The sequence below is a fragment of the Bacteroides clarus YIT 12056 genome, assembly GCF_900129655.1.
Taxonomy (GTDB): domain Bacteria; phylum Bacteroidota; class Bacteroidia; order Bacteroidales; family Bacteroidaceae; genus Bacteroides; species Bacteroides clarus.
The window spans coordinates 398090-414649 of sequence record NZ_FQWK01000004.1 but is presented as its reverse complement, the minus strand read 5'-3'; the positions used below and the strand labels follow the sequence as shown (position 1 = coordinate 414649).

Annotated in this window: 13 protein-coding genes and 1 tRNA gene; 6 read left to right on the top strand and 8 right to left on the bottom strand. The window is 49.3% G+C overall.

Annotated elements, in window-relative coordinates:
- Nucleotides 1–18 precede the first annotated feature (18 nt).
- The 4 genes from pncB to BUB52_RS09130 form a co-directional block, all read right to left on the bottom strand.
- Nucleotides 19–1182 carry a nicotinate phosphoribosyltransferase gene (pncB, locus tag BUB52_RS09145; protein WP_009120862.1) on the bottom strand — a complete coding sequence of 388 codons (1164 nt, stop codon included), beginning with the start codon at nt 1180–1182 and terminating at the stop codon, nt 19–21.
- Nucleotides 1183–1421: 239 nt separating this feature from the next.
- Entirely contained in the window at nt 1422–3809 is a 2388-nt protein-coding gene (locus BUB52_RS09140) for an ABC transporter permease (protein ID WP_073212644.1), read from the bottom strand.
- Nucleotides 3810–3842: 33 nt separating this feature from the next.
- On the bottom strand, nt 3843–4835 hold the full coding sequence (locus BUB52_RS09135; RefSeq protein ID WP_039950314.1) for an HlyD family secretion protein: 993 nt from the start codon (nt 4833–4835) through the stop codon (nt 3843–3845).
- A 78-nt stretch (nt 4836–4913) separates the two neighbouring features.
- Nucleotides 4914–6314, bottom strand: a complete 1401-nt coding sequence (locus BUB52_RS09130; RefSeq protein WP_009120865.1) for a TolC family protein — start codon at nt 6312–6314, stop codon at nt 4914–4916.
- Nucleotides 6315–6426: 112 nt separating this feature from the next.
- Between BUB52_RS09130 and BUB52_RS09125 the strand changes: the two genes are divergently transcribed.
- From BUB52_RS09125 to cbiB, 3 genes are read left to right on the top strand one after another with little or no spacing between them, the layout of a single operon-like run.
- Nucleotides 6427–7986, top strand: a complete 1560-nt coding sequence (locus BUB52_RS09125) for a cobyric acid synthase (RefSeq protein WP_009120866.1) — start codon at nt 6427–6429, stop codon at nt 7984–7986.
- Between the two features lie 10 nt (nt 7987–7996).
- Nucleotides 7997–9034 carry a threonine-phosphate decarboxylase gene (locus BUB52_RS09120; RefSeq protein ID WP_009120867.1) on the top strand — a complete coding sequence of 346 codons (1038 nt, stop codon included), beginning with the start codon at nt 7997–7999 and terminating at the stop codon, nt 9032–9034.
- A 24-nt stretch (nt 9035–9058) separates the two neighbouring features.
- Nucleotides 9059–10030, top strand: a complete 972-nt coding sequence (cbiB, locus tag BUB52_RS09115; protein ID WP_039950408.1) for an adenosylcobinamide-phosphate synthase CbiB — start codon at nt 9059–9061, stop codon at nt 10028–10030.
- 22 nt (nt 10031–10052) lie between these two features.
- On the opposite strand, the gene cobC is transcribed toward cbiB, so the two are convergent.
- The 4 genes from cobC to cobU all read right to left on the bottom strand — a co-directional run bounded on the left by cobC (nt 10053) and on the right by cobU (nt 13045).
- Nucleotides 10053–10583: an alpha-ribazole phosphatase gene (gene cobC / locus BUB52_RS09110; RefSeq protein ID WP_009120869.1), complete on the bottom strand. Its 531-nt coding sequence runs from the start codon at nt 10581–10583 to the stop codon at nt 10053–10055.
- 90 nt (nt 10584–10673) lie between these two features.
- Nucleotides 10674–11414, bottom strand: coding sequence for an adenosylcobinamide-GDP ribazoletransferase (locus tag BUB52_RS09105; protein WP_009120870.1), 741 nt, complete (start codon nt 11412–11414; stop codon nt 10674–10676).
- A gap of 58 nt (nt 11415–11472) precedes the next feature.
- Nucleotides 11473–12510, bottom strand: a complete 1038-nt coding sequence (gene cobT, locus BUB52_RS09100; protein ID WP_009120871.1) for a nicotinate-nucleotide--dimethylbenzimidazole phosphoribosyltransferase — start codon at nt 12508–12510, stop codon at nt 11473–11475.
- A gap of 22 nt (nt 12511–12532) precedes the next feature.
- Nucleotides 12533–13045, bottom strand: a complete 513-nt coding sequence (gene cobU / locus BUB52_RS09095; RefSeq protein ID WP_009120872.1) for a bifunctional adenosylcobinamide kinase/adenosylcobinamide-phosphate guanylyltransferase — start codon at nt 13043–13045, stop codon at nt 12533–12535.
- A gap of 149 nt (nt 13046–13194) precedes the next feature.
- On the opposite strand from cobU, the gene BUB52_RS09090 reads away from it, so the two are divergent.
- The 3 genes from BUB52_RS09090 to BUB52_RS09080 all read left to right on the top strand — a co-directional run bounded on the left by BUB52_RS09090 (nt 13195) and on the right by BUB52_RS09080 (nt 16508).
- A tRNA-Gly gene (locus tag BUB52_RS09090) sits at nt 13195–13267 on the top strand.
- A 320-nt stretch (nt 13268–13587) separates the two neighbouring features.
- Nucleotides 13588–15081, top strand: a complete 1494-nt coding sequence (gene proS / locus BUB52_RS09085) for a proline--tRNA ligase (RefSeq protein ID WP_009120873.1) — start codon at nt 13588–13590, stop codon at nt 15079–15081.
- 287 nt (nt 15082–15368) lie between these two features.
- Complete coding sequence (locus BUB52_RS09080) at nt 15369–16508, top strand: glycosyltransferase family protein (RefSeq protein ID WP_039950317.1); 1140 nt, start codon at nt 15369–15371, stop codon at nt 16506–16508.
- Nucleotides 16509–16560 lie beyond the last annotated feature (52 nt).

Below are 16560 nucleotides of genomic sequence, written 5' to 3'. Positions count from 1 at the left end.
ATGGTGCCGGAAACAGTTTTATAGCAGCCGTAAATCGTACAGGCAGGCGCGTACTTCTTCTTTGCTGCCGATATGTTTTCCTTTATCGTCGGACAGCTTTACGCATTCGCGCCATTCCTGGTTGACGTTCATTTTGCATTGCGTCAGCTTCATCACGATGTTCGAGGGCTTGAAGCCGGTGTCGTTGGTCAGGTTGGTACCGATGCCGAAAGCGCAGCGAATTTTGCCGCGGCAGTGTTCCTGTATGTCGAGGGCTTTGCCGAAGTCCAGGGCATTGCTGAATACGATTGTCTTGGTAGTGGAATCTATGCCCAGTTCGCGATAGCGGGCAACCAGTTTGTCGGTAAACTCGAACTCATCTCCGGAGTCACAGCGCACACCGTCGAAGAGCTTTGCCTGCTTGCGGCTTAAATTGGTCAGGAACACACCGGATGTATAGGTGTCGGACAGGGCGATGCCCAAATCTCCGTCGTACACGTTTACCCAGTTCTCCAAAGCCATGTAGTTGGCGTGTTTGTAACCAAACTGCGCTCCATGAAACATAAACCATTCGTGCGGGTGCGTTCCCATTGTCTTCAGACCGTATTTCATGGCGAAGTGGCAGTTGGATGTTCCTGTGCAATAATGGGCGGTCTGTTTCAGGCAGTCGATAACCTTGTCCTGTACTTCGAATGAGAAACGTCTGCGTGTGCCGAACTCCGAGAAAGAAAGCCGGTGCTCGTTGGACAGCGTGACCTTTTCCGACAGTTTGCAGATAATGTCGTCCATATCCGCGACGTTGCCGAGAACCTGATTCTTGATTTCAGATACAATGGCAAGAAGGGGTACTTCGTAGAGGGTTGCTTTGTATAGATAATCGGTAAATTCGATGCTCAGATGGCGGTCTTTGTCCAGAGAGATATCAATCTTGTCCGGCCGGAAACGGAAAGAGGACAGCCATTCCCAGTAAACTCCGGGCAGGAAGCGGCAATGCTTCGTCATGTACTCCAGTTCTTCACGGGTCAGCGTCACTTCGGACAGCCTGGCAACCGCTTCTTTCAGTCGCCGCAGAAACTCGTCCGTATACGCTGTCTCGTCCCTGTCTTTGAAGCTGAAGGTTCCCAAAGCATAAGGAAACAACTTGATGTAGGCGTATGACGTTGTAAACTTGTAGAGGTCTGTATCGAGGATGGTATGAATCATTGTATTGCTTTTTTAGTCACTGCATTTAAATTGGGGGTGAAGATAGTAACTTTTTCTTAATTTTCGGGTATCAATTTGTTAACAACAGCGTATTCCTATTAAACCATGTTATAAGTCGGGCTGCAGCCCCCGAATAATTTGGAGATTCCCGAAATGTCCGTATATTTGCAATGTGTTTTTCATAGTATTAGATTTAAGGTTAACAAAAAGATTGGCTGTCTGGGATAGATAGCCTTTTTTTATGCCTTTATGTTACCTGTCTCGATGTTACTTCGTTTATAAACCCGCCTTGTTGTGTGCACCGCCCATGCGCCGTATACGATTACTTGTATCCATAGCGTCAGCATCTGAGGCCAGATGTCGGCAAGGTCGGCACCCATTGAATTTAATTTTACGAAAGCGAGTACTGCGGGAGCCACAGGGAAGACGTAATGCGCCGCTTGCCAATACCAGGGCATCAACTCCAACGGATAGGAAACGCCGGAAAGGAAGATGTAGCCCACTGAAAAGAAGGCTATCATCAGCAGCGGGGCTTCGGAGTCGGTAAACCAGCGGGATACGGCAAGCGCAAAGAAACTTGTGGCAAGCAGGAAAGGAATCATCATAGTGGCAATGTCCCAACCGTTTCCTATGTTGGGTATGCTGAAAATATGCGGAAGAAGTCCCAACAGGAATATGGAGAACACAACATACAGCATGACATATACGAAAGTTCTTCCCGACACGATGCACAGAGCATTTCCCAAAGAACGGGCGTTCATGGGAAAGACCCCTTTTCGTCTCTTTTCCGCCTCTTCGCCTGTAAGCATGGCAATCACCATCAGCATCGTCTGGAAGATGATGACAATCATTACGGCAGGAATCAGATAAGAGCCATACCCTTCGGTGTAATTGTAGAGAGCTGTTCCCGATACGCTGACGGGAGCGGATGATGCAACGGCCAGCAACCCTTGCGGTGGCAGGAAAACAGCTCCGGCAGGTCGGTGGGCATCGTTTACGGCAAGCATGACGCGTGAACTTGCTTCTTGCAATCCCTTGAAGTTGAGAAATGCGTCGGTAGAGGCGTAAAGGGTGAATACGGACGTTTCGCCGCGTGCCACACGCGTCTCGAAGTCGGCAGGAATATAGAGTATGCCGGCAACTTCGCCTTTCTTCATCCATTCGCGGGCTTCGAGGATATTGGACGTTTGGGCATAGACCGATGTCTGCGGGGCGGCATCCAGCCAGCGCACATACTCCCGGCTGAGCGCGGAGTGGGAGAGGTCTGCTACGGCAACGGGGGCTTTACGCACCAGATTGGGAGCATACATATAGTTGTAGAGCAAGCCGTAGAGGAATATACCGCCCGCCAATACCAACAGGATGGCGGGATTGGTGGAGATGGCTTTCCATTCGCGGCGGATTACATTATCTTCTTCACTGACATGAAGGGTTTCTTCGCTCTCTACCGTTCTCTTTATCCACCATTTCAATAAAGGCAGAATCAGTATCGCCAGCAGTAGGAATATCAGTAGTATGGCTACCGATTGCCAGAAATAAGCAAAGCCTGCATTGAAATAAATCATGGCTTGTGCCGCTTCGGTGAAATGACGTACCGGAAACAGATAGGATGCGGCATGGACAGGCGCGTACATGGCCGTTACCGGAAAGGTGACCCCGGACAGGGTAGCTCCCAATGAACCTACCATTGAAACGACACTGATGATATAAGCTATTTTAGGGAAGATAGAGAATATCAGCACTGCCAATGCCTGCGTAGCCATGATAAACAGTATTGTTACGACGTTCATCAACCACAGGCTGCCGTGAAAGGGGATATGCAAAGGGCTGAACAGAACATAGTTTGCCAGTATACCTATGATTGAGAATATAAGGGTGTAGGGCAACAGCTTTCCTGCAACAGCAGTCAGGATGTCGGCATTTTGCGGATTGTCGGGGTCTTTTCCTGCGGGTATGGCAGCCCGAAGCCAGTCCCGGGTTGTACCGAACTTGAATTCGCTGCCTATGGCATAGACGGTTACAAGCAAAATCAGTATTTGGAACAGGACGAAGAAAAACGGCTGGCTCAGATAGATAGAGTAATCCATATCCGGGTTATAGAGCGGATGCGTACTGGCTTCTACCGGAAGAAGGAAGGTCTGCATTTGTTCTTGTCCCACTCCCAACGCTTCTGCCTGGACGATGATAGGAGATAGGGCTACGGGGGCAAGCGTGGTTTCAAAGGCAGCCATTAGTTCGCTTCCTACCGAAAGCAGGGCATAGTGGTAGTAATAGGTCAGTGACGCATCCGTTCCGCTGACGGCTTTCTGCTCGAACCGGGGCGGGATGGACAGGTAGCCGTATATTTCTTTCCGCTGCAATGCCTGGCGTGCAGAGGCTTCATCGGTAAAATGCTCCGTAACGCTGAATGTAGGGGTTGCCGATATGCGGCGGGAGATGTTGCGTGAAGTGGCTGTGTTGTCCTGGTCTACAATGCCTATGGGGATGTTTTCCATTTGTCCGTTGCCGAAAATGGTGGCCATGAAGAACAGACAGAACAGGGGCAGGATAATGCACACGCCGAGGTAAAGACGGCGTGAGGTGATACGGTGATATTCGCGGAAGAAAGTATTATATAATAAATTCATAATAAGGGGCTTGTATGGTGATACGGACGACTACTACTTTGCGTCGATTGCCAGCAGTACGGACATTCCCGGTCGCAATCCTTCTACCGTTTGTACAGGGCGTGCGTGTATTTCAAAGGTTTGCATATCGTAGCTGCCTGTTTGTTTAGTGGACTTCCAGGTGGCAAAACTGCCCAAAGGACTGATGTAATAGATGCGGAATTCGATACCCTTTCGGTCGAGGGCGGGAACGTCGGCCTTGAATGTACCGCCCATTTTGAATCGGGGCATCAGGTCTTCCCGGATATTCAGGACTACGTGTACATCATTCATCACAACCAAACTCATAATAGGGGTACCCGGAGCGACCAGTTCGCCGCGTTTGGGAAAGATTGTGGCTATCTGCCCGTCTTCGGGAGCGGTGAGTCTGGAGTCTACCAAGAGGGCGGAGACTTCATCGACAGTACTGCGGGCGGCATCTACAAGACTGCGGGCGGCGGCACGGTCTTCACTCTGCGCACCGTCTACTGCCATTTGATACTGTTGGTAGGCGGCGCGTTCGGCAGCTTGAGCGGCTTTGTACATGGCCTCTGCTTCATCCTTGCGCTGCGAGGTAACGACACTGTCCTTGTAGAGGGTGAGGATACGCTGATAGGTGGTTTGGGCAAGAGTGAGGTCGCTTTGCGTTTTGTTCCATAGCTGCCGGGCTGTGGCGACAATCTGCCGTCGTGTACCGGCGTCAATCTTTTTGTTCTGTTCTTGGGCCACCTGTTCCAGCGCATTGACTTGGCGGTACTTGGCTTCGATGACGGGGCTGTTGATGACAACGAGCGTGTCACCGGCTTTTACCCATTTGCCTTCCTCTACAAGAAAGGAGTCGATGCGTCCCGGAAGCTTTCCGCTGATACGTATCTCTGTGGCCTCTATCTGCCCTTGCAGCACCATGGGCTGCCGGCTCATAAGTAACATTCCAATGGCCGACACTGCTACGGTAACGGCTAATATGACGATGAATGTAATGCTGATGGTTTTATTGTTGATATTCATTTTTATTACAATTATAAAGTATAACATAGGATTGCCCAAGGAATTAAAACTCCCATTGCGCAGCCTGTTTCTCAATTTTTAATTCTCAATTCTCAATTTATCAAACTGTTCCGGTATGCCGCATAGCGCCAGAAGGTTCATCAGCGCCACGTCATACTCGTAATAGGCAGCCAAACGGGCGACACGTACGGTAGCCAGCATCGTTTCGGCATCTATTACTTCGGTACTCGTAGCCATGCCTTCGGTGAACGATTTCTTGCGGATACGCACCAGCTCTTCACTCAGTTCGATAGTGGTATTCAGTGCACGTACATTGTCCTGGGATTTCTGCATCTGCGTGTAGAGCTTGTCGATGCCCACGCTTAAATCGTCTTTGGCTTTTTCTTGTCCTATGGCAAGGGTTTGTTGGGCTATCTTGGATTGGCGTATCCGTTTCTCCCGTGCCAAGCCGTCAAAAAGATTCCAGGTGAATCCTACTCCTATCATGGTGCGGGGGACGAGGTTGCTTTGGATGCCGTGGGCGTACAATGTCTGTTTGCCGAATACGGCGATGTCGGGCAGGTATCCGCTTTGGTCGATACGGAGCTGTTGCTTGGCGATGTGCGACTGTAACTGCAATTGGTTGACGGTGTAGTTCTCGGTTCGCATGGTTTGCAGGAACTCTTCCTTGGCGGGTAGGACGGCATTTATGAAGAGTGGGGAAGTAGGCTGTATGTCGCAGGTGTCGTCCATATTGAGCAATGTGCGCAATGCGTTTTGCAAAACAGCGACTTCTTTTTGCGAGGCTTCCAACGAGCGTTGCGCTTCGTCCATGTTTACTTGCGCAAAGAGCCGTCCGGCTTTGTCTATCATTCCGGCGGATTCCAGTTTCAGTGCATTCTCGTAATGGCGTTGCAGGCTGCGGTAGGTATCTTGGCGCACGCGCGCCACTTCTTGTGCCAGACGCAGTCCGAAATAACTCTCCGCTAAAAGGGTACGTTGGGTGGCGTCGGTTTGCTCACGGTTTTCGCGTGCCATGTCAATCATCGTGTTTCCTATTTTACCGGCACGGATACGTTTTCCACCGGAGAAGACAATCCATTCGGCTGTCAGTCCTACGGTGGTGAGGTTGCTCGGAGCAAGCGGAAAGACGAGTGTGTGGCTGCCTATCTGGTCGAGGATGCTGCTGATGAACTGGTCGTCGGGGACGATGTTGTGCACGAAGTCTTTGGCGGGGTCTGTAAATTGCGAAAGAGGTTGTTTGACTTCTATCTTTTCGGACAGATGTACGAATGTTCCCGCACCTTGCAGACTGGGATACCAAAGGGCATTCAGCTTGTCACGCTCTGCGCGTGCGGCTTCAATGCCTTTGTCGGCTATCTTCAGGCTGCGGTTTCCCTGCTGCATTTGCCGCAGGGCATCATCGAAACTCAGGGAAAGGGTTTGTGCCGTTACGGAAAGACCCGTTCCCAGAAGGATAATGAGTAAGATTTGTTTCATATGTCAAGTTTATCGTTTAGGTTTAGAATGATAAACTTGAAACACTCTTTCTTTTCTATTGTTCAATCTACCGACCTTTTTGCTACCTTTGCGCTCGGAAATACAGAAATATATGAAGATACTTCACCCTATTATGTTTGCCGGCACGGGCAGTGATGTGGGCAAGAGCATTATTGCGGCTGCTTTCTGCCGTATTTTCAAGCAGGACGGTTACCGGCCTGCGCCTTATAAGGCGCAGAATATGGCGTTAAACTCGTATGCCACTCCCGAGGGGTTGGAGATTGGCCGCGCGCAGGCTGTGCAGGCTGAAGCTGCGGGTGTGCCTTGCCATACGGACATGAATCCGCTGCTGTTGAAGCCACAGTCCGACCATACCTCGCAGGTGGTTCTGAACGGCCGTCCCATCGGCAATCGCAACGCGTATGATTATTTCCGCAAGGAAGGGCGTGAAGAGTTGCGTAAAGAGGTGCGCGCCGCTTATGACAGGCTGGCACGGAGATATAATCCTGTGGTACTGGAAGGTGCGGGGAGTATCTCCGAAATCAATTTGCGTGACTCCGATTTGGTAAATCTTCCTATGGCCTTGTATGCCGGGGCGGATGTGATTCTGGTAGCGGATATTGACCGGGGTGGGGTGTTTGCCAGTGTCTACGGTTCGGTAATGTTGCTTCGCCCGAATGAACGTGAACGGATAAAGGGGATTCTTATCAATAAATTCCGTGGAGACATACGCCTGTTTGAATCGGGCGTTAAGATGATTGAAGAACTATGCGGTATTCCCGTTGTGGGTGTAGTGCCTTATTATAAGGATATTTATATAGAAGAGGAAGATTCGGTGGCTCTTGCCGCAAAGTCGATGCAGGCGGAACGGGGAAAGGTGAACATTGCCGTTGTGCTTTTGCGCCATCTCAGCAATTTTACTGATTTCAACGCGTTGGAACGTGACCCGCGCGTACATCTTTTCTATACCAATAATACGGATGAACTGGCAAAAGCGGATATCATCATTCTGCCCGGTAGCAAAAGCACGCTTTCCGACCTTTATGAACTTCGCCGTAACGGGGTGGCGCAGGCTGTTGTCCGCGCCCATCGTGAGGGGACTGCCGTACTGGGTATTTGCGGCGGTTATCAGCTTATGGGGCAGGAAGTACTCGACCCCGATCATGTGGAAGGAGATATTGACCGCTTGCCCGGTTTGGGGCTTCTGCCTGTGAGTACCCGTATGACGGGGGAGAAGGTGACGAGACAAGTGAACTTCCAACTGCTTGAAAGCTGCCGTACCGCTGTTTCGCACGGTAACTCTCGTCTCCCGACTCCCAACTTTCAACCTTCAACTCCCAACTTTCAATTAAAGGGCTACGAGATTCACATGGGTAGCACCGTTCCCGTAGAGGGTGCGCCTGCGTCTCCGCTGAACTTACTGGAAAATGGACAGTGGGACGGGTATTTGGCCGACCGCACCTGCATGGGAACTTATATCCACGGTATTCTTGATAATCCGGAATTTATCGACTTCCTGCTCGAACCGTTTGCCGATAAATTATCGGAGAAGACAGGGGCATTCGATTATCAACAGTTTAAGGAAGAACAATATGACAAGCTTGCCGAACATGTGCGCCGCCACGTTGATATGCCGCTTATCTATCAGATATTGACCGAGAACCCAATATAATAACAGAGATATGATTGAAGGACACGGAGATGATTCCTACAAATATAACCGCCCGGTAACGGCTAATTTCAGTTCCAACGTTTACAGCAAGGTAGACCTTTCTCTTTTGAAAGCGCACCTGTGCGAGCGGATTGGGGGTATTGGCAACTACCCCGAACCGGAACCCTACACGCTTGAAGCCCGGATAGCCCGGCTGTATCATCTGCCTGCCGATGCCGTCTGTGTGACAAACGGCGCGACTGAAGCCATCTATCTCATAGCACAGACTTTCCGGGGTATGAATACGGCTATTCTGCAACCTACTTTCAGCGAGTATGCGGATGCCTGCCGTATGCACGGACATCGGGTTACTTCATTATATCAGCTACCCCAGGCACAAGACGGGTATCTCTTACCGGACGATGTGCGGATGTTTTGGCTGTGCAATCCCAATAATCCGACAGGAACAGTGGTTGATAAGGAATATATGCGCGAACTGATTGAACATAATCCGCAGGTTTGTTTTATTATAGACCAGTCTTATGAGTTCTTTACTTTGTGTCCGCTCTTTTCTCCGGAAGAGGCGGTGGAATATTCCAATGTCCTGCTGCTGCATTCCATGACGAAAAGATATGCTGTTCCCGGTTTGCGGCTTGGCTATGTGACAGGCAATTCCGGTTTGCTGGTACGTTTACGGACTAACCGTATGCCTTGGTCGGTCAATCAGCTTGCCATTGAAGCGGGACTGTTTTTGTTGGAACATGATGTTCCCAATCCGTTGGATGTAGCGGCTTATTTGGAAGAAACGGCGCGTCTGTCCGCTGCGATTCAAGCCATTGGCGGACTGGAAGTATGGGCTACGCAAACGCATTTTATGTTGGTACAGCTTCGTATGGGCAAGGCATCCGCCCTGAAAGATTATCTTGCCGGAGAACATGGTATCCTCATTCGGGACGCTTCCAACTTTACAGGGCTGAACGAGCAGTTTTTCCGTATAGCCACGCAAACTCCGGAAGAGAATGACAGGCTGGTGGCTGCGATTGCAAAATTTATGAGTTCGGATTTATAATGTATGAATGAAGGGAATATGCTTATGGAAGATATAATCATCATGTTAGGTATTGCTTTTAATCTGAACCTTCCGTTGCTTACGGCATGGTTGCTCGACCACTGGCTGGGTGATCCGGTTTGGTTGCCGCATCCTGTGGTGGCTTTCGGTAAGGCCATTTCTTTCTGTGAGCATCGCTTGAACAACGGGAATGCCCGTTTTCTGAAAGGAGCTGCCATGTCACTGGCACTTGTGGCGGGCGTTTATTTCCTTACACTGTTTCTGCTGCGTCGGGTGGCGCATTATTCACCCGGACTGCTTTTGGCTTTGCAGGTGCTGCTTATTTTCTATTGTCTTGCCGGTACTACGCTGGTGCGTGAGGTTCGTGAGGTGTTTAGGGCCGTAGACCGTTCTTTGGAAGAAGGCAGGCGGCAGGTGGCGCGCATTGTAGGACGTGATACTTCCGGGCTTTCGGCGCAGGAAGTACGTACGGCGGCATTGGAGACATTGGCGGAGAATCTGAGCGACGGGGTTATCGCTCCGTTATTTTGGTACATTATATTAGGTGTTCCGGGAATGATTGCTTATAAGATGATAAATACACTCGACTCCATGATAGGATACAGGAATGAGCGATACAGCCGGTTCGGATGTTTTGCGGCGCGCCTGGATGATGTTGCCAACTATATTCCCGCACGCTTGACGGCTTTTCTTATGGTGGCGGCTTCCGGCAGGTTCTCATTGCTGCTCTTTGTCGGTAAGTACGGCAATCAGCACGCCAGTCCCAACTCCGGTTACCCTGAAGCTGCTCTTGCCGGAATCTTGAATTGCCGTTTTGGCGGACCTCACAACTATTTTGGAGAAGAGGTGTGGAAACCTTATATCGGGGAGCATGAGCGTCCCCTGACAACGGAAGATATGCAGATTGCCATACGTATCAACCGTTGTGCAGAATGGATGATGATAATGGTTGTCGTCGCTACGGCTACTTGCTTGTCTCTTATAGGGCAGTTCTAATTCTTAATGGTTCATCCGGTGCTTATACTTCAATTCTGATGATACCTCCGTAAGGTGTCAGCGCATTGAATGCTTCTTCGGCTTTGATAAGTCCGGCATATATCTGTGCGCAAATCAGTACTCCGCCATGCGCAAAGATTGCCACCCGTTGGTATGGTTTTGTTTTCAGTTCATCCAGAAAACTGCTGACACGCTGGTATTGCATGGCAAACGATTCTCCACCGGTAGCTACAACATTCAAGTAATCGGCATACCATTCCTGCAGGCGCGGGTCGTCGTTACGGTCGAAAGGCTTCATTTCCCAGTCTCCGAAGTTAATCTCCATAATCCGCCTGTCACGTTCCGCATCCGGATAACCGCAGTAAGAGGCAAGGCGTACACAGCGTGTGAGCGGACTGGTGTATACATGGTCGAAAGGTAAATACACCTTCAGATTTTCTTTGCTAACAGCCGCTTCCTGTTCAAAAGACGGTTTCAGAGGAACATCTGTCTGGCCGTAGCATACGCCGGGCGGAACATCGACAGAAGTGTGTCGGATAAGTACTATTTCCATAATTTCAATATTTTGTTTTTAAGTCAGGTGCTTATGTCCAATCAGCTTAGGATTGTTCAAGTCTTATGATTATCCTTTGAAGCCTGCTCTTTACAGATGCTCTATCACAAGGCTGCCTATATAAAAGGATAATTCACAAAGCAAAAAAGCTGCTCCGCAACAATCGCCCGTATATCCTTGCAGGCGATGTTTCATCAGTCGATAGAGTAATATAAAGGTCAACAGCGGAAATAAAGTGGCCGGCCATAGCTTTATGGGTAGGAACGCTATTAACGGCAGTAATCCGCAAATGAATGCAGTGAGAAGCTCATGCCAACTCATGCGATTGTATATCACTTTGGCTTTGCTGTCTTCCTCTTTACGGGCGTATGGCAGATAGTTGATGAGCTGGGATGCGCAGAATTTTGACCAGCAATCACCGCATAATACAAGCATGCAGAGAAGATGCAGGGGAAGGATGGATAGCTGTGACAGCAGTAAGAAGTAGATTATCAAACCGATAACGCCGTAACTGCCGATATGCGAGTCTTTCATGATGGCCAGTGTACGCTCACGGGTAGTACCGCCGCCAAAACCATCGAGAAAATCGGCCAATCCGTCTTCGTGCAGACAGCCTGTGACGAGCAAGCGTACAATGATAGCTGTAATCCAGGCAATGGATATAGGCAATATCTGTCCGGTAATCCATAATGTACCCGCCATGATACCGCCGGTCAGCCAGCCGGTCAGCGACCAGTAGGGCACTACGTGCTTGAAACATTCGGCGGGCACTTCTTTTATTTTCCAAAAAGGAAGTCGCGTGAAGAAGATAAATGCAGCCAGTATATTCATAATATGTAATTATCAATTTGCGGATTTCGATTCAAAAGGGATAACGGTTGCAGAAGCCTTAAAAGTACTTGGTGATAGAGGCATGGGCAAAGTTATCCATTTCATTAATCATGCGGACAGCCGAGTCTACAATGGGGTATGCACAGATTGCCCCCGTTCCTTCTCCAAGTCTTAATCCTAAGTGTAATAACGGGTTGACATTTAATGACTCGAGTAAGAGTTTATGTCCGGATTCATCCCCGCAATGCCCGAAGATAGCATAATCCAGTACTTCGGGATACAGCTTGCCGGCGGCAAGAATGCAGTTTGTCATGATGAATCCGTCTATCAGAATAATCATCTTCAGTTCGGCGGCTTGCAACATGGCGCCTACTGCCATAACCATTTCCAACCCGCCAAAATAGCGGATGATGTCGCGTGGCGAGCCGTCTCCTTTATAATTGTCCAGCGATTGTTTCAGCACTTCGTACTTGTGGCGAATACCTGCGTTGTCCAGACCGCTTCCCGCACCTACACATTCTTGCAGCGGGATGCCTGTAAGGCAAGTCATCCACAGGGAAGAAGAGGATGTGTTGCCTATCCCCATTTCTCCGAAACTGAGTATGTTGCTGCCTTCTTCGTGGCAACGGCGCACTACTTCAGCGCCCCGCTCAAGGCAAAGTTCCATTTCTTCCTCGGTCATTGCAGCTTCATGCAGATAGTTGCGCGTACCTTTACGTACTTTCATATCGATGATACCTTTCTCGTAAGGTAAGTCATAATCCACTCCGGCATCCACAATCTTTAGCGTAAATCCATGCTGACGGCACAGGAAGTTGACGCCTGCGCCTCCGTGAAGGAAATTACTGATTTGCTGCCAGGTAATTTCTTTAGGCGAGAGGCTGACACCTTCCTCTACAATGCCATGGTCGGCGGCAAAGATGACATTTTGCGGATGTTGCAGGGTGGGAGTTAGGGTTTGCTGGATGAGCCCGATTTGCAGCGCAAGGCTTTCCAAAGCACCTAAAGCACCTTTCGGCTTGGTGAGATTATTGATTTTATCAATCAATGCCGGACGGATGGCTTCGTCCGGACGGGAGATATGAAATGTTTTCATTATATTCTTCAATTCTTAATTCTCAATTCTTGATTTTGACCGGGATGCCGGATACCATTAGGATTACCTCATCCGCCCGCGAGGCTATGTACTGGTTCATCCAGCCCTGCATATCCGTAAACTTCCGTTGTATCTCGTTCTCGGATGTACCCCCCATGCCTATCTCGTTCGTGACGAAAATAAATGTGGCATCCTGTGCGGTAAAACGATTGAACTCTTCTTTGGCGGCCGCGAGAGCTTGGTCTGTATCTGCGTTCAGGTCGAAGAAGAAGTTGGTGCACCACAGCGTTATGCAATCTATCAGAACGATACGTCCGGATAAAGAATGGCGGCTCAGCTCCTTTTCTTCTTCTATATTCGTCCATTCAGTTCCTCGTCTTTCTTGATGATGTATCACTCGTTTGCGAAACTCTTCATCCCATATACGTGCCGTGGCGAGGTAAACAGGGTTGGGAGCGAGGCTGAGCGCCAGTTTTTCCGCATAAGTACTTTTGCCCGAACGGGCTCCGCCGGTGATAAGTATGATTCGTTTCATTGATTTGCTTGAAGTTTACGGGAAGCAAATGTACATGATTTATGTGGCAGTGACAAGAACAGAGCATTTTTTTAGCGATTTCATTTTTTCTTTTTTAAAAGATTTCATTACCTTTGCCAACGTTTTCAGTACAAAGGAAAGCAAACTCTGCGGAAGTAGCTCAGTTGGTAGAGCATCAGCTTCCCAAGCTGAGGGTCGCGGGTTCGAGTCCCGTTTTCCGCTCTGTCTGAGAATTAGGCGGTTACTAATGAAGTAGCTGCCTTTTTTATTTGCTTATGTTAGTTAATACAACAAGCCATACGATGTTAACTTCGTAATGATATGATATTAACTTCTTAGGATGTAATAAGTTAACATCCTTTCCGCATGATTATTAACTTACTGTAACCGATCGGTCATGACGGGGTGTTACGGGAAAAAAGCCTGCATTTATAAACTCCGCAAAAAATAGTGATTACACAATAAACACTTTTCGCACAGAAATTTGTACTTTTGCACTCCGTTTAATGAATCCGAATAGAAAACTTTAAAAACAAAATAGAATGGCAGTAGAATTGAAAGACCTGACCAAACGTAGCGAGAATTATTCTCAGTGGTACAACGAGTTGGTGGTAAAGGCCGATTTGGCAGAGCAGTCGGCTGTGCGCGGATGTATGGTAATCAAGCCTTACGGATACGCAATTTGGGAGAAGATGCAGCGTCAGCTGGACGATATGTTCAAGGAAACAGGACACGTAAACGCTTATTTCCCCTTACTTATCCCGAAATCATTCCTCAGCCGCGAAGCGGAACACGTGGAAGGCTTTGCCAAAGAGTGTGCCGTAGTAACGCACTATCGTCTGAAGAACGACCCGAATGGCGGCGGCGTAGTGGTAGACCCCGCCGCAAAGCTGGAAGAGGAGCTCATCATCCGTCCCACTTCGGAAACTATCATTTGGAACACCTATAAGAACTGGATTAATTCGTACCGCGACCTGCCTATCCTGTGCAACCAGTGGGCAAACGTATTCCGTTGGGAAATGCGTACCCGTCTGTTCCTTCGTACTGCCGAGTTCTTGTGGCAGGAAGGCCACACGGCGCACGCCACTCGCGAGGAAGCCGAGGAAGAAGCGGTACGTATGCTGAACGTCTACGGTGAGTTTGCCGAGAAATACATGGCAGTGCCCGTCGTTAAGGGTGTGAAATCTGCCAACGAACGTTTTGCAGGCGCTCTCAATACCTATACTATCGAGGCGATGATGCAGGACGGTAAGGCTTTGCAGAGCGGTACTTCCCACTTCCTGGGACAGAATTTCGCCAAAGCTTTCGATGTACAGTTCGTCAATAAAGAGAATAAGCTGGAATATGTATGGGCTACTTCTTGGGGCGTATCTACCCGTTTGATGGGTGCGCTTATCATGACACATTCCGATGATAACGGTCTGGTGCTTCCGCCACACCTGGCCCCGATACAGGTAGTTATCGTGCCTATCTATAAGAATGCCGAAATGCTTGCCAAGATTGACGAGAAGATTGCCGGTATCGTAGCCAAACTGAAATCAATGGGTATCTCGGTGAAGTACGACAATGCCGACAACAAGCGTCCGGGCTTCAAGTTTGCCGATTACGAGGTGAAGGGTGTACCTGTTCGTCTGGTTATGGGCGGTCGTGACCTGGAGAACAATACAATGGAAGTGATGCGCCGTGATACATTGGAAAAAGAAACCCGTTCTTGCGACGGTATCGAAGAATACGTAAAAGACCTGCTCGAAGAAATTCAGGCAAATATCTATAAGAAAGCGTTGGATTATCGCAACAGCCGCATTACTGTGGTAGACAGCTACGACGAGTTCAAGGAAAAGATTGAAGAAGGCGGCTTTATCCTGGCTCACTGGGACGGTACAACCGAGACCGAAGAGAAGATAAAGGAAGAAACCAAAGCTACCATCCGCTGTATTCCGTTTGAATCTTTCGTACCGGGCGATAAGGAGCCGGGCAAATGTATGGTTACCGGTAAGCCGTCTGCTTGCCGCGTGATATTCGCACGTTCTTATTAATCGGATTTTTTCATCCTGCGGAACGGATTTTTCCGTCCCGCGGTACCAATCAACTCATCCCGTGAGACGAATCCGTTCATCTCACGGGATGATTTTTTTTATCCCGTGAGATAAAATTGTAACCTTCCCCACATACATCTGAAACAGCTTTCGGACATCTTTGTATCGTCAAAAAGAAAAGAGATATGAACATGAAACCGAATGGAAACGATTACACCGTAGAGGCGGCTGCCGGCGTGGCTTTTACCGAAAACGTGTAAAGTAAACAACATACAAACTGTACAAAGATGAAAGTTCTTTTTATTGTTCAAGGAGAGGGGCGGGGACATCTCACCCAAGCCATTGCCATGGAAAGGCTTCTGCGCCGCAACGGACATGAAGTCGTGGAAGTGCTGGTGGGTAAAAGCAATTCCCGTCATCTGCCCGGGTTCTTCAATCGCAGTATTCAGGCTCCGGTAAAGCGCTTTCTCAGTCCGAATTTCCAGCCGACACCTGCCAATAAGCGGGTGAGCCTGTCGCGCAGTGTGGCGTACAACCTTGTCAAAGTACCGGCCTATCTGCAAAGTATGCGCTACATTCATCGGCGCATCAAGGAAACCGGCGCGGAACTGGTCATTAACTTTTATGAACTGCTGGCCGGACTTACTTATCTGGCGTTTCGTCCGTCCGTACCTCAAATCAGTATCGGTCACCAGTACCTCTTTCTGCATCGCGATTTCGAATTTCCCGCCAAGAGCCGGTGCGGTTTGTGGCTTTTGCGTTTCTTCACCCGGCTCACCTGCATAGGAGCATCCCAAAAGCTTGCGCTCTCCTTTCGTGAAATAGAAGACGATGAACGCGCCCGTATTCGTGTCGTACCGCCGCTGCTTCGCCGTGAAGTGCTTTCCTGCGAGAGCGTAGAGGGTGATTATCTGCACGGATATATGGTGAATGCCGGTTTCGGCGAAAACATAAAGGCGTGGCATAGGGAACATCCGGAAGTGCCGCTTCATTTCTTTTGGGACAAGCAGGATGAAGCGGAAGTGTGTAAGGTGGATGATACGCTGAGCTTTCATCAGATTGACGATATGAAGTTTCTTCACTATATGGCGGGGTGCAGGGCGTATGCCACAACCGCAGGGTTTGAATCGGTTTGCGAAGCGATGTATCTGGGTAAGCCTTTGCTGATGGTTCCCGCACATATCGAGCAGGATTGTAACGCATACGATGCCGCCCGTACAGGAGCGGGCGTTGTTTCTGACGAATTCGATTTGCGGCGGTTGCTGAACTTCTCCGAGAATTATAGGCCGGACGCGTATTTCCGCTATTGGGTGCAAAGCTGCGACCGACGGATAATGCACCATATAGAGGCGGCTATGTGCTTGTCACACTATCCCTCTCCGGCCTTTCCTTATCCGTGTTGCAGTCTGTCCGATGTGGCGCTGTGATGTTTGTTGCATACGGTATGGGTAGTGAAGTGATGCCATGCATGCGTGATAA